A 13,179-nucleotide genomic window follows, 5' to 3' on the forward strand; every position below is an offset into this window, starting at 1 on the left:
AGTCACCCCTGCCACACGCCCTCTTTGCGCAGATCATCCATGGTCCGCGAAATGCCTTCGCGCAGGATCGCCACCATGTCGTCGATCTGCTCTCGCGTGATGATCAGCGGCGGCGACATCACGCACATGTTGATCAGCGGCCGGACCAGGAGGCCGAGTTCGTGGCAATGCGCGTCGATGCGCTTGCCGACATCCTTGTCGAGCTGCAGCGGATCCTTGCTTTCGCGGTCGGCTACGCACTCGACGCAGCCCATCAGGCCCATGCCGCGGACTTCGCCAACCAGCGGCAGTTCCTCCAGCGTCTTCAACTGCGCCTGGAAATAGGGCGCGACATCGCGCGTGTGGGCCAGCACGCTGTCTTCCAGGATATCGAGGTTCTTCAGCGCCACCGCGCAGCCGATGGGATGACTGGTATAGGTCAGGCCATGGCCGAACATCGCATCGGGATGGTTGGAACGGCGCATTTCCTGAAGCAGCCGCTCCGAGATGATGACGCCGCCAAGCGGGAAATAGCCTGATGTAACGCCCTTGGCGAAGGTGATCATGTCGGGGTCGATGCCGAAGCCATCGCCGGAGGCAAAGACATGGCCGAGCCGCCCGAAGCCGGTCACCACCTCATCGGAGATATAGAGGATATCGTTGTCCCTGCAGATTTCGCGAATGCGCTTGAGATAGCCATCCGGCGGCACGACGACGCCGCCGGATGCCTGCACCGGTTCGCCGACGAAAGCACCGATCTTCTCTGCGCCGACGCGGGCGACCGTATCGCGAAACTGATCGACCAGGAAATCGCAGAAGGCGGCGATGTCAATGCCTTTCGGCCGCCGGAACGGGTCTGGCGAGGACAGTTTGACGACCAGATCGTCGGCGCCGTCCATCCAGTCGCGGTCGCGCGGCCGGCCGTTGAGCGAGGCCGACAGATAGGTCGAGCCGTGATAGGCGCCGCCGCGGCTGAGGATCAGCTTCTTTTCCGGCCGCCCGCGCACATTGTTGTAGAACTGCATGAAGCGCAGCGCCGTCTCGACAGCCGACGATCCGCCGGTGGTGAAGAAGGTATGGCTGAGATCGCCCGGCGCATGATCGGCGAGGCGCTTGGCGAGCTCGGCCGACGGCGCATTCATCGTATACCAGGGCGTGTTGTAGGACAGCATCATCGCCTGGTCGTACATCACCCTGGCCAGCTCCTCGCGGCGGTGGCCGACATTGATGCACCACATGCCGGCCGGCCCGTCGATCAGTCGCTTGCCTGTTACATCGGTGATGTAGATGCCATCGCCCTCGCCAATCAGCGCACGCGCTTCATTGCCGACCGAGCCGGCATAAGGCCAGGGCTGGATGAGATGGCGCTTGGCCAGCTCGACCGCATCGCCACCGTCAGCCATTTCCATCGCTCTTAGGTCTCTTGCAGCCGCCATCATTGCCTCGCATCGTCTGAGCGTAATTTCACCGGACAGAAAGCGAAGCGCCAAGGGCAGGAAAGCCGGCTTTCTTCACTTCATTTTGAATGTCCGTTCAATCAATATTGCAGAAATAGCGCTTGATTTCAATGCACGGATGCGCTCATGATGAAAGAAAGCCGGCAAGCTTGGAGCGCAACCAGCAAAGCGCGCTCCGCAAAAATTGGGAACAGGCAGCCGGCCCGGTCAATGGGAGCATCATGGCGGAACAGTTCGAGCCAGCAACCGAGATCACGCCCGGGTCGCTGCAATGACGGTAGCTGCCGAAGGGGTGCCCACGCGACGCATGACGCGAGCAAGGCGAAACGCCCTTCTGCAGTCCGAATCCGTCCAGGGCCTTGCCCTGATCAGCCCGACCTTGGTCTACGCTTTGATCCTGCTGCTGGTGCCGATCCTGGTGGTCTTCGCCCACTCCTTCTGGACGCAGAACTACCTCACCATCGACCACACATTCACGCTGGAGAACTATCGCATCGCGCTGACCGAGCCGATCTACCGCGATCTTCTGTGGCGCTCGCTCTACATTTCCCTGACGGTGAGCTTTTTCACCGTCATCCTCGCCTATCCGATCGCCTATTTCATCTCGTTCCATGGCGGTCGCCACAAGAGCCTGTGGCTGTTCCTGATTACCATCCCGTTCTGGACCAGCTATCTCCTGCGCGTGATGTCATGGAAAGTCATCCTCGGCTATAATGGCGTGCTGAATTCCGGCCTGATGGGCCTCGGCATCATCGACGAACCATCGACCGCGCTACTCTACAATTCCAGCGCCGTCATCATCACGCTCACACACGCCTGGGCGGCCTTCGCCATCCTGCCGATCTTCGTTTCGCTCGAGAAGGTCGACCGCACCTTGGTCGAGGCTGCCACCGATCTTGGCGACGGCCCGCTGCGCTCCTTCCTGCGCGTGACGCTGCCGCTGTCGGCGCCGGGCGTCATCTCGGCCGCTCTCATCGTCATGATCCCCACCGTCGGCGACTACGTCACCCCAAAGCTGGTCGGCGGCAAGGATGGCGTGATGATCGCCAATGCCATCGAGTCGCAGTTCCATAAGGCCTCCAACTGGCCACTCGGCGCGGCATTGTCCGTGACCACCATGCTGGTCGTGACGCTGATGGCGGGCGCCACCGTGCTCATCATCCGCGCGCTGCAGAGGCTGGCGCGATGACGGCGAGGCGGCGCCTTTTTCCCGGCGGCTGGCTGTCCGCCTACGCCTTCCTCTACGTCGTCTTTCTCTATCTGCCGGTGATCTTCCTGCCGATCTTCTCGATCAACACCGCGCCGACGCCAAAATTTCCTCTCACCGGCTATACGCTGAAATGGTACCAAGACCTGCCGAAGACGCCGGCGCTGCTTGACGCCGCCTGGAACAGCCTGATCGTCGGTATCTCGGCATCGGTGCTGGCGACGCTGCTCGGCATCCTCGCCGCCCGCTCGATCACCCGCTACCGCTATCCCGGCCGCCGCACAATCAATGGCCTGATCATGGCGCCGCTGGTGCTGCCGGAAATCATCCTCGCCATCTCCATGCTGCTGGTCATGCTGCAGTTAGGCCTGAGCCTGTCGCTGTTCACCGTCGTGCTCGGCCATGTCCTGATCTGCATTCCCTATTCGATGACGGTGCTGACCGCCGGTTTCGAGGGCTTTGACCGCAGCCTCGAAGAAGCCTCCGCCGATCTCGGCGAGAGTGCCTTCGGCACCTTCCGGCGGGTGACGCTACCGATGGTGGCGCCGGCGATCATTTCCAGCCTCCTGGTCTGCTTCACCATCTCGCTCGACGAGTTCGTCATCGCTTTCTTCCTGACCGGCACCGAGACGACGCTGCCGATCTATATCTGGGGCCAGTTGCGCTTTGCCGCCAAGCTGCCGGGTGTGTTGGCGCTGGGCACGCTGCTGCTGGTTGCCTCTTTCGTTTTGATGACCGTTGCCGAGATCCTGCGCCGCCATGCGGCCAGACGCACCCAGAGCGAGGGAGGCCTCTATGCCTGAGCAGTCCCGGGCCGAACGGCCTCAGGATGAGCCATCCAAGCAAGATAATTCCGAGCGGGCCCAATCTGATCGACCCCAAACCGACCGGGCAATGATCGAAATCCGCAGCGTTACCCGCAGCTATGGGGCGTTCAAGGCGCTCGACGACGCCTCGCTGACCATCAAGGAGGGCGAGTTCTTTTCGCTGCTCGGCCCTTCCGGCTGCGGCAAGACCACGCTGCTGCGCATGATTGCCGGTTTCGACAACCCGACCAGCGGCTCGATCTCAGTCGGCGGCCAGTCGATGGAAGGCATCCCGGCCAACCGCCGGCCGACCAACATGGTATTCCAGAGTTATGCCATCTTCCCGCATCTCAATGTCGAGCAGAATGTCGCCTATGGGCTGAAACGGCTCAGGCTGGGAGGAACGGAAGAAAAGCGCCGCGTCGAGGAAGCGCTGGCGCAGGTGTCGCTCACCGGCCTCGGCAAACGCCTCGCCACCGAGCTTTCCGGCGGCCAGCGCCAGCGCGTGGCGCTCGCCCGCGCCTTGGTGATGCGGCCCAAGGTGCTGCTGCTCGACGAGCCGCTGTCGGCTCTCGACAAGAAATTGCGCGAGCAGATGCAGGTCGAACTGCGCCGCCTGCAGCAGGCGGTCGGCATCACCTTCGTGCTGGTCACCCATGACCAGTATGAGGCGCTCGCTATGTCCGACCGCATCGCCGTAATGTTCGGCGGCAAGATCGCCCAGGTCGCCTCGCCCAAGGAAATCTACCAGCGGCCGGTCAACCGCCAAGTCGCCGATTTCCTCGGCGGCATGAATTTCGTAAAAGCGCAGATCATAGAGGAGAATGCCGCCTCGCTGGTCGTCGACACGCTGGGCTTCGGCCGCGTCAGGACCGACAAGCCGAAGGCCTTCATGCGCAATGGCGGCGGCGCCACTCTGGGCATCAGGCCGGAGCGATTGCGCGTGCTGTGGCACGATGCGACGGCGAAATTCGAAGTGGCCGGCAAGGTGGTCGAACGCCACTATTTTGGCGAGATTACCCACCTGATCGTCGAGATACCCGGATTGGAAAAGCCACTGTCGGTCACCGAGACCAACGACTTCGGCGCCGACGATATCCCCGTCGGCACTTCGGTCCGCCTCGGCTACGATCCCGAGGCCCTGGTGGCGATGGCGGACTGAGCATGATCCCGAAAAGTGGGAACCGATTTTCGGAATAAGATCATGCTCCACTAAGAATTTTAAGTTCCGTCGCGATCTGTTTGGCTGCGATCCGCCCCATCACGATGGCGCCTTCGACATAGCCCGGGAATGACGGCGACAGTTCCGACGATGCTAAATGAACCGGGGCAGCGCCGGCACGGATCGTGCGCTCGGCATCCCGTGCCGTCACATCGACAATTAGGTCGCTGTAGGCGCCGCCGCTCCAGCGGTCATCGATCCAGTCGCGCTGGCTGAAATCGATAATGCCGGCCGCCTCCGGGCCAAGGGCATCAACGAGCCTTGCCGTGACCTCCGCACGCAGCGCCGCGTCCGCGAGCTGACGCCAACGCAACGCCAGTGGTCCGCCGACGAAGACGACCAGCGCGGCATGTTGCGCATCCTTGCTGGCGTCACAGGCGAACAGGCCCGGCAGGTCGCGCCACATCACCATGCCGCACAGGTCGCGCTCGCGCCAGAACGGCGTGGGATAGCGCACCAGGATCTTGATCACCGCACCGCTTTCCCAGACGCCGAGCGCCTTTGCGAGAGCCGGCGGCAGAGCGGGCGCGAAATCCAGCTTCGCGGCCGTCGCCGGCGGCAGCGCGACCAGCACTTTTCGCGCTTCGATGGCGCTGCTTGCCGAGACGGCACGAACCCCTTGCGGCCCGTGCTCGATGCGCGTAACCGGCTCGTTCAGCCAAACCCTGTCGCCGAGATCTCCCGCCATGTCCTCGGCCAGCGACTGCATGGTTTCGAGCAGCGAATATTGCAGCTCGGGCACCTCGTTGGTGATGCGGCGGTCATTGTCGATGAGGTACCACAGCGGCACCTTGTCCATCGCCAGGCACCACAGGCCTTCGATCATCGAGCGGAAAGCCGTCTTGGCGTCAGTGGGATCAGGCTGGCGTTCGAGCCAGGCGGCAGCGCTCATGCCGGCGATCGAGGGATCGTCCGGCTCGATCGCATTCATCCGCTCGCGGATTGCCATCGCGCCATGATAGGTCCGTTCGGCCTCTTCGACCGACAGCGACGGATGGGTGATGAAATCGCCATTCACATAGGTTTCGACGAAGGCCTTGCCACGGGACGCGGCCAGCGCCGTCACCTCCGGCATGTCTTCGCAGAAAAACTGGCCGCCGCTGTCGATGCGCTCGCCAAGGCCGTTGCGAATAGCCTCGACCCTGCCGCCGACGCGGTCGCGTGCTTCGAGCAGCAAGACATCGATGCCGGCCTTTCTCAGCTCAAGCGCAGCCGACAGGCCGGTGAAACCGGCGCCGACGATGACGACATCGGTTCTTTCAGTCCTGTCGCTCAATAGCCGGCCTTGATCTTCTCGAATTCCGTGACCATGCGCTGCTTGAGCTCAGGCGGCACCGGCTGCTGGAACAGCGTCTTGTCCAAGAACTTGTCGAGATTGTCGAAGCCACGGTCGCTCAGCACCTGATGGTCGATCGCGGCCATCCCGGCGCTGTTGCCGTGGCCGTAGCCGAAGGTCTTGACCAAGTAATCGGACACGGCATGCGCGTTGACCGCACTGAGGAAATCATAGGCCTGATCGAGCTTGCCCGGCGCATCCTTCATCAGCACATAGCCGCACACCCAGGTGGATATGCCTTCCCTGGTGTCGCGGTTCATGGCGATCGGCATGCCTTGGCCCTTGAGCGTCACGAAGGTCTCATTCCAGCCCCAGACGAGGTCGACCTCATTGCCGGTAAAGGCCTGGTTGAGGTCGGTGTCGTCGGTCCAGTAAAAGCGGATGTTCTTGTGGACGTCACGCAGGAAGGCGGACGCCTCCTGGAACTGCGCGTCGGTCATCTTGGTCCAGTCCTTGAGGCCGATGACCAGGCTGGCCAGCGCATAGGCGTCATCGACATTGTCGCCGATGGTGACGCGGCCCTTGAATTTGGGATCGGCGAAAATCTTCAGCGACTGCGCTTCCTCCGCCGTGACCTTGTCGGTGCGGTAGAGCAGCGAAGTGTTGCCCCAGTCGAACGGCATGAACCAGGCCTTGCCGTCGGCGGTGACGGCGAGATCCTTCATCGCCATGATGCCGGGATTGAGATCCTTCCAGCCGGCGATCCGCGAGGTGTCGAGCGGTTGCAGAATGCCGGCCCCGCGCCACTTGGTCACGCTTTGCGAGCAGGGGTGGGCGATGTCGGCCTTGAAGCCGGCGCGCATCTTCTGGAACGCTTCCTCCTCGTCGCCGAAGAAAGCAAAGGTCGGCTCGGCGCCGTATTTGGCGGTGTAGTCGGGGTGCAGCAACGGATCTTCATAGCCTGACCAGTCGAACACGACGAGGTCGCCGCCGCCTTCGGCATAAGCAAGCACGGCGCCGGCGCCGACTGTAAGAGCAGCGGCAAGGGCGAGGCGGCGAAGCATGGAATTCATGGCGCGAAACTCCTCATCGCGAAAAGCGGCCGGGCGACGTTACGGAATTTCAGCGGCCTTGGCGAGACCGTCTGCCCGGCGCACTGACAGGCAGACGGAGGAGGCCGGACAGAGCTTTAGTAGCCTGCCTTGATCTTCTCGAATTCGGCGATCATCTTGAGCTTGAGCGACGACGGCACGGGCGATTGGAACAGGGTCTTGTTGACGAATTTCTGCACGTCGTCATAGCCCTTTTCTTTCAGGATCGCCGGGTCGACGCCGGCCATGCCCTTGGCGTTGGCCTGGCCATAACCCCAGTCCTTGACCAGCACCTTGGCGGTCTCGGGATCGTTGATCGCGTTGAGGTAGTCATAGGCCTTGTCGACATTGCCGGGTGCGTCCTTGAACAGCACGTAGCCGCAGACCCAGGTCGAGATGCCTTCGTCCGTATCCTTCTTGGACTTGATCGGCACACCGGCAGCGACGGATTGTACCGTGGCATCGTTCCATGCCCAGGCGAGATCGACCTCGCCGCCGCTCAGCAACTGGACGACGTCCGTGGTATCGGTCCAGTAGGAGCGGACATTCTTGTGCACCTGGCGCAGGAAGTCGGACGCCTGCTTGAACTGGTCGTCCGTCATCTTGGTCCAGTCCTTGAGCCCGATGGCAAGGCTGGCCAGCGCATAGGCGTCGTCGACATTGTCGCCGATTGAGACCCGCCCCTTGAACTTGGGATCGGCGAAGGCCTTCAGCGACTGCACATCCTTCGCGTCGATCTTGTCGGAGTTGTAGGTGAGCTGGGTGTTGCCCCAGTCCCACGGCATGAACCAGGCCTTGCCGTCCGAAGTGGTGGCCAGATCCTTCATCGCCATGATGCCGGGATTGAGATCCTTCCAGCCGGTGATCTTCGAGGTGTCGAGCGGCTGCAGCAGCCCCGCCTCACGCCACTTTGTCACGCTCTGCGAGCAGGGATGGCCAAGATCGGCCTTGAAACCGGAGCGCACTTTCTCGAAGGCTTCGTCCTCGTCGCCGAAGAAGGCGAAGGTCGGCGAGTCGCCGTTCTTCTCGACATATTTGGGGTGGAAGCTCGGGTCCTCATAGCCGGACCAGTCGAACACGATCAGGTCCTTGTCGGCGGCGACCGCAATCGCCGCGGCCGAACCAGCCAGCGTCGCCGTCAGCGCCAATGTCAGTGTCAGGCGTCGGGTTATTCTTTTCATGCTGTTCCATCCTCTTTGTCATTGCATTGCCGACTCGACTGGCCGGCTTCTGGTTATCCGTAGTGCTTGGGAAAGGCGGCCGACAGGAATTCGTTTGCCGCCTGCAGCGCGCTCTCACGGGTGACGTCCTCGGTCCCCATCATCAGCCGCAGCCACAAGCCCTCCAGCATGGCGCTGAGCGCGAGCGCCATGACCTGCGGCTCATAGGCGTAACCACCGCCCTGCTTGAGCGTGGCACAGAGGTCGATGAAGATCTTCTGGTAGGCCGCGTCGCGCGCGCCGCACAGCGCCTGGTAGGTCGGCCGCGACTTGGCCTCGCCCCAGAACGCGCACCACGCCGCGAGCTTGCGCTTGTTGCAGATCGAACGGTCGAAATCGGCGGCGACCAGCGCCCGCAGCTGCCGGGCTGGATCCTCGCCGGCCTTGGTCAGCGCGACGCGCCAATGCGCCGCATATTCGTCGGCCATATAGGCCAGCGTGGCGACGAGCAGCTTCTCCTTGCTCTCGAAATGGAAGTTGACGATGCCGCGCGACAGGCCGGCGCCGTCAGCGACATCGGCCATCGTCGTTTCCGAATAACCGCGCTTGGCCAGCGAATCGATGGTCGCTTCGATCAGCTGCTGTTGCCTGACCTCCTTCGACGCCTTGCGGCCGCGTTTTTCCGGCTCGGTTTTTCCAGACGTGTCGGAGGATCGCTCTTCGCGCGCAGCTTTCATCGGTGCCGTCATGCTCCACATTGCCGGCTATCCCACCACAGCCGGCTTCCACCCGCGAAGATGAGTGGGACGGTGCTCGCCACTGTCAAGCACCTTCTGCATGGCCTCCCAGGTTCGTATGTTCTTGTCGACATAGGCCGCTCCGACCGCGACTGCCGCCGTCTGGTAGAGCGGGCCTTTCAGCCTTTCCAGCTCGCCGCGTGCGACCTCGCGATACCAAGAATTGCGGTCCTTCACAGTGACATCGGCAAAGCCGGCGCTGCGCATCGCTTGCGCATAGCGTGCCGGCGAGGCCATGGCGAAGGACAGGCCTTCGGCCGCGACATAGGCCTTCATCTCAGATGACGGCTCGCCGTCATGGCCGATCAGCCAGTCGGAGGCGGCAAGGACGCCGCCCGGCTTCAGCACGCGAAAGATTTCGGCAAACAGCGCGTCCTTGTCGGGCACGTGCACCAGCGCATCCTTGGAGAAGACGACATCGAACGAAGCGTCGGCAAAAGGCAGCGGCCCCGGCGGCGCCTGGACGAAGCTGGCGCGGTCTGAAAGCCCTCGCGCAGCGGCATGCTTTCTGGCCGCCTCGATCACCGGCCGCTCGATGTCAAAGCCGGTGGCATGAGCGGCACCGTGGCGCTCGACCAGATGCAGCGCGATCCCGCCGCAGCCGCAGCCGATGTCGAGGATCGTCTTGCCGTTGAGCGACAGCCCTTCCACCACCCGGTCGACCTCGTCTGGTCCGCCCGGCGACAGATAACCCTCGCCCCACAGCGCCTCGAGGAAGCGGATCGAGGCGTCGTCATATTCCGGCTCGCCATCTGCCGTTTCGATCATCAGACCTTAAGTCCCATCAGCCGAATTGCGCAGGTTCGAATGCCGGCAAAGCGTAGCGTATTAACAGGAAAACGCAATATAATTTGTTGAACATTCATTCAGAACGGCTGGACAGAATAGCCGCTGCCGTGCCAAATTCCGCGCATTCGGCGACAAATCACGCGAAAAATGAAGGGTCGAGCACCATGAAGGCTGGGCGCGAATGAAAGCTTGGGATGCGATCGTCATCGGCGGCGGGCACAACGGTCTGGTCAACGCCTGCTATTTGCAACGCGCCGGGCTCGACGTGCTGGTGGTGGAAAAGAACGACTGGGTCGGCGGCGCCGCTACCAGCCGCGAGCTGACGCCGGGCTTCCTCTACTCCAACTGCTCATATGTTTGCTCGCTGTTTCGCCCCGAGATCATGCGCGACCTCGAACTGCCGCGTTTCGGCTTGCAGGTGATTTCCTATGAGGGCGGCGCCGTGTTCACGCGCGATGGCGACTACCTCGCCAACTACCGTGACCACGATGCGCACCGGCGCGAATTTGCCCGCTTCTCCAGGCGCGACGCCGAGGCCTATGACCGTTATTCGCGCGACGTGACGCGGCAGTGCCGCTTCATCCAGCCGCTGCTGATGCGCACCGCACCGGACCCGACCAGTCTCAAGCCGCGTGACCTCGGAGAGCTTCTCTATCTCGGCAAGAAATTCGCCGGCCTGTCATCAGAAGAAATGGCGCTGACGCTGCGCTTCTGGACCATGTCGATCTCGGAATTCCTCGACGAATATTTTGAGACCGATGTCATCAAGGCGAACTTCGCTTTGTCCGGCATCATCGGTACCGCGCTCGGGCCGATGTCGCCCGGCACGGCCTACGTGCTGCTGCACCACTATATGGGCGAGGTCGACGGCTCGGTCGGCGCCTGGGGCTATGCGCGCGGCGGCATGGGCGCTGTCACCAAGGCGCTCGCCGCTTCCTTCGAGGGGTCCGGCGGCACCATCCGTACCGGCGCCGAGGTCGACCATGTGCTGGTGAGCCGAGGCAAGGCCAAGGGCGTGGTGCTGGCCGGCGGCGAGGAGGTCTACGGCAAGCTCGTCGTCTCCAACGCCGACGTCAAACGCACATTCCTGAAACTGGTCGAGGAGAAGGAACTGCCCGACATTTTCCTGCGTCGGGTCAGGAACTTCAAGGTCCGCGGCTCGTCCGGCAAGGTCAACATCGCGCTGGATTCGCTACCCGATTTCCCGGCACTGCCGAAGGATTCGCCCGTTTATCGCGGCGACATGCATTTCACCGATTCCATGGAGCGCATGGAGCGCGCCTATGACGACTGGAAGGCCGGTCGCTGGTCGGCCGACCCATTCCTCGACATGGTCATCCCAACGACGCTCGACCCGACCATGGCGCCGCCGGGCAAGCATTTCATGAGCTGCTTCGTGCAGTACGCGCCGCCCAAGGTGAACGGCCGCGACTGGACCGATACCGACCGCGACGGCTTCGCCGAAAGCGTGGTCGCGCAGATCGCGGAATACTCGCCGGGCTTCCGCGACCGCATCGTTCACATGGAGGTTCGCACGCCGCGCGAGATCGAAGCCGAGGTCGGCCTCACCGAAGGCAACATCTTTCAGGGCGAGCTGACCTTCGACCAGTTGCTGTTCAACCGGCCGGTGCCGGGCTACGCACAATACCGCTCGCCGGTCGGCGGGCTCTATATGTGCGGCTCCTCGACCCATCCCGGCGGCGGCGTCATGGGCGCACCCGGCCGCAATGCGGCAGCCGAGATCCTGCGCGACCTCGCCAAATCGACCTCCCATATGAGCCCGGCCCATGACGTCATTTGATGCCATTATCATTGGCGGTGGCCACAACGGCCTTGTCGCTGCCGCCACTCTAGCGAAAGCCGGCCGCAAGGTGCTGGTGCTGGAAGCGGCCGGCGATGTCGGCGGCGCGGCGCGCACCGAAGAGTTTGCGCCGGGTTTTCGGGTCTCCTCGATCGCGCATGTGCTGAACCGCCTGCACCCCGACGTGGTGAAGACATTGGAGCTGGAGAAACACGGGCTGCAGGTCACCCGTACAGACTTCATGCCGTCAGTCGCCTTGGCGAAGGACGGCCCGCCGCTTGTCCTGCATGGCGCCTATGGCGAAGTGCTGACCGGCTCCACTCCGTCCGAGCAGTCCGCCTGGAAGGAATTGCGCGCGCAACTCATGCGCTATGCCGGCATCCTGAAACCGTTCCTGTCGCGGCGCCCGCCCGATCTCGGTGGCATGTCGCTGCTTGAAACCGCAGCGCTCGGCCAGACGGCCGTGGCGCTGAAAAAGCTCGGCAAGGAAGACATGCGCGACTTCCTGCGCGTTCTCCTGATGAACGTCGCCGACCTGCTCGACGAGCAGCTTGCCGATATCAGGCTGAAGGGCCTGCTTGCCTTCGACGCCACGCTTGGTAGCCACCTCGGCCCGCGTTCGCCGACCTCCCTGCTCGGCCTCTACTATCGGCTGGCCGGCGAGACCGGCGGCAAAACCGGCGCGCAGATGCTGCCGAAAGGTGGGATGGGCGCAGTCGTCGCCACGATCCGCGCGGCGGCGGAGAAAGCCGGCGTCACCGTCCGCACGGCAGCGCCCGCGGCCAGGATAGTCGTCGAGAAAGGCCGCGCCCTCGGCGTGACCCTCGACGGCGGCGAGGTGCTGCACGCCAGAACGATCGTTTCCGCCATCAACCCGGCGACCACAATGCTCGATCTCGTCGGCCCGCGCGAGATCGACACGGGTTTCGTGCGCAAGGTAAAGAACATCCGCATGAGGGGCGACGCGGCGAAGCTCCATCTGGCGCTCGATCGGCCACCGCAATTTTCCGGCGTCGACGCCGATAATCACAAGGGCCGTCTGGTTATCGCGCCCTCGCCCGACCATGTCGAGCGCGCCTTCAACCCGTCGAAATATGGCGAGTTCTCAGCCGAACCGGTGATGGAGATCACACTGCCCTCGCTCTCCGACCCCTCGCTCGCGCCAAGCGGCGCCTGCGTGCTGTCGGCGATCGTGCAATACGCGCCTTATGCGCTGAAAGAGGGTTGGGATGCCGGCAAGCCGAAATTCCTCAAGGCTGTTATGGCGCAGCTCGAAGCGTACGCCCCCGGTATCGGCAAGTCCGTGCTGCATGCCGAGCTTTTGACGCCAGCCGATATCGAAGCCAACTACCGCATGCCGGGCGGCCAGTGGCACCACGGCGAATTGCAGGCCGACCAGATGCTGATGTCGAGGCCGTTCTCCGGCTGGTCGGGCTACAACACGCCGGTCGACGGGCTGTTCCTGGCCGGCGCCGGTTCGCATCCGGGCGGCGGCGTTTCGGGTGCTCCCGGTTTGAATGCGGCGCGGCGCATCATAGCGATGAAGGGATGATCGGATGTTTCAGCCAGTCAACGCCGCACTCTACGGCGAAGG

Annotated in this window: 11 protein-coding genes; 5 read left to right on the top strand and 6 right to left on the bottom strand. The window is 63.1% G+C overall.

Annotation, left to right across the window (positions count from 1 at the left end; translation table 11 throughout):
• Positions 1–2: 2 nt before the first annotated feature.
• Positions 3–1,415, bottom strand: coding sequence for an aminotransferase (locus tag NKI06_RS07180; protein ID WP_023670068.1), 1,413 nt, complete (start codon positions 1,413–1,415; stop codon positions 3–5).
• Between the two features lie 292 nt (positions 1,416–1,707).
• Between NKI06_RS07180 and NKI06_RS07185 the strand changes: the two genes are divergently transcribed.
• From NKI06_RS07185 to NKI06_RS07195, 3 genes are all read left to right on the top strand, one after another.
• Complete coding sequence (locus NKI06_RS07185) at positions 1,708–2,625, top strand: ABC transporter permease (protein ID WP_023816431.1); 918 nt, start codon at positions 1,708–1,710, stop codon at positions 2,623–2,625.
• Positions 2,622–3,446, top strand: a complete 825-nt coding sequence (locus NKI06_RS07190; protein ID WP_023670071.1) for an ABC transporter permease — start codon at positions 2,622–2,624, stop codon at positions 3,444–3,446. Before NKI06_RS07185 ends, NKI06_RS07190 begins: the two co-directional genes overlap by 4 nt.
• A gap of 91 nt (positions 3,447–3,537) precedes the next feature.
• Positions 3,538–4,611 carry an ABC transporter ATP-binding protein gene (locus NKI06_RS07195; RefSeq protein ID WP_352498127.1) on the top strand — a complete coding sequence of 358 codons (1,074 nt, stop codon included), beginning with the start codon at positions 3,538–3,540 and terminating at the stop codon, positions 4,609–4,611.
• Positions 4,612–4,651: 40 nt separating this feature from the next.
• Here the strand turns inward: NKI06_RS07195 and NKI06_RS07200 are convergent, their stop codons facing one another.
• The 5 genes from NKI06_RS07200 to NKI06_RS07220 all read right to left on the bottom strand — a co-directional run bounded on the left by NKI06_RS07200 (position 4,652) and on the right by NKI06_RS07220 (position 9,763).
• The gene (locus NKI06_RS07200) at positions 4,652–5,947 is read right to left on the bottom strand and encodes a flavin monoamine oxidase family protein (protein WP_352984631.1); all 1,296 of its coding nucleotides are present in this window, start codon (positions 5,945–5,947) and stop codon (positions 4,652–4,654) included.
• Complete coding sequence (locus NKI06_RS07205; RefSeq protein WP_352533886.1) at positions 5,944–7,020, bottom strand: extracellular solute-binding protein; 1,077 nt, start codon at positions 7,018–7,020, stop codon at positions 5,944–5,946. The genes NKI06_RS07200 and NKI06_RS07205 overlap by 4 nt, the downstream gene beginning before the upstream one ends.
• A 116-nt stretch (positions 7,021–7,136) precedes the next feature.
• Positions 7,137–8,219 carry an ABC transporter substrate-binding protein gene (locus NKI06_RS07210; RefSeq protein WP_352768217.1) on the bottom strand — a complete coding sequence of 361 codons (1,083 nt, stop codon included), beginning with the start codon at positions 8,217–8,219 and terminating at the stop codon, positions 7,137–7,139.
• 53 nt (positions 8,220–8,272) lie between these two features.
• Positions 8,273–8,935, bottom strand: coding sequence for a transcriptional regulator BetI (gene betI, locus NKI06_RS07215; RefSeq protein WP_352984633.1), 663 nt, complete (start codon positions 8,933–8,935; stop codon positions 8,273–8,275).
• 27 nt (positions 8,936–8,962) lie between these two features.
• Positions 8,963–9,763 (bottom strand): class I SAM-dependent methyltransferase, encoded by an 801-nt coding sequence (locus NKI06_RS07220; RefSeq protein ID WP_352984635.1) that lies wholly within the window; start codon positions 9,761–9,763, stop codon positions 8,963–8,965.
• Positions 9,764–9,965: 202 nt separating this feature from the next.
• Here NKI06_RS07220 and NKI06_RS07225 point away from each other — a divergent pair, with 202 nt between their 5' ends.
• Positions 9,966–11,585, top strand: coding sequence for a phytoene desaturase family protein (locus tag NKI06_RS07225; RefSeq protein ID WP_352984637.1), 1,620 nt, complete (start codon positions 9,966–9,968; stop codon positions 11,583–11,585).
• Entirely contained in the window at positions 11,572–13,137 is a 1,566-nt protein-coding gene (locus tag NKI06_RS07230) for a phytoene desaturase family protein (RefSeq protein ID WP_352984639.1), read from the top strand. The genes NKI06_RS07225 and NKI06_RS07230 overlap by 14 nt, the downstream gene beginning before the upstream one ends.
• The last annotated feature ends 42 nt before the right edge of the window (positions 13,138–13,179 follow it).

The sequence above is a fragment of the Mesorhizobium sp. M0772 genome (assembly GCF_040320135.1).
Taxonomy (GTDB): Bacteria; Pseudomonadota; Alphaproteobacteria; order Rhizobiales; family Rhizobiaceae; genus Mesorhizobium.

What these genes read in the sequence shown, in the direction of transcription:
- NKI06_RS07180 (WP_023670068.1), bottom strand. Translation starts at nt 1,415, where the DNA reads ATGGCGGCTGCAAGAGACCTAAGAGCGATGGAAATGGCTGACGGTGGC.
- NKI06_RS07185 (WP_023816431.1), top strand. Translation starts at nt 1,708, where the DNA reads ATGACGGTAGCTGCCGAAGGGGTGCCCACGCGACGCATGACGCGAGCA.
- NKI06_RS07190 (WP_023670071.1), top strand. Translation starts at nt 2,622, where the DNA reads ATGACGGCGAGGCGGCGCCTTTTTCCCGGCGGCTGGCTGTCCGCCTAC.
- NKI06_RS07195 (WP_352498127.1), top strand. Translation starts at nt 3,538, where the DNA reads ATGATCGAAATCCGCAGCGTTACCCGCAGCTATGGGGCGTTCAAGGCG.
- NKI06_RS07205 (WP_352533886.1), bottom strand. Translation starts at nt 7,020, where the DNA reads ATGAATTCCATGCTTCGCCGCCTCGCCCTTGCCGCTGCTCTTACAGTC.
- NKI06_RS07210 (WP_352768217.1), bottom strand. Translation starts at nt 8,219, where the DNA reads ATGAAAAGAATAACCCGACGCCTGACACTGACATTGGCGCTGACGGCG.
- betI (WP_352984633.1), bottom strand. Translation starts at nt 8,935, where the DNA reads ATGAAAGCTGCGCGCGAAGAGCGATCCTCCGACACGTCTGGAAAAACC.
- NKI06_RS07220 (WP_352984635.1), bottom strand. Translation starts at nt 9,763, where the DNA reads ATGATCGAAACGGCAGATGGCGAGCCGGAATATGACGACGCCTCGATC.
- NKI06_RS07225 (WP_352984637.1), top strand. Translation starts at nt 9,966, where the DNA reads ATGAAAGCTTGGGATGCGATCGTCATCGGCGGCGGGCACAACGGTCTG.
- NKI06_RS07230 (WP_352984639.1), top strand. Translation starts at nt 11,572, where the DNA reads ATGACGTCATTTGATGCCATTATCATTGGCGGTGGCCACAACGGCCTT.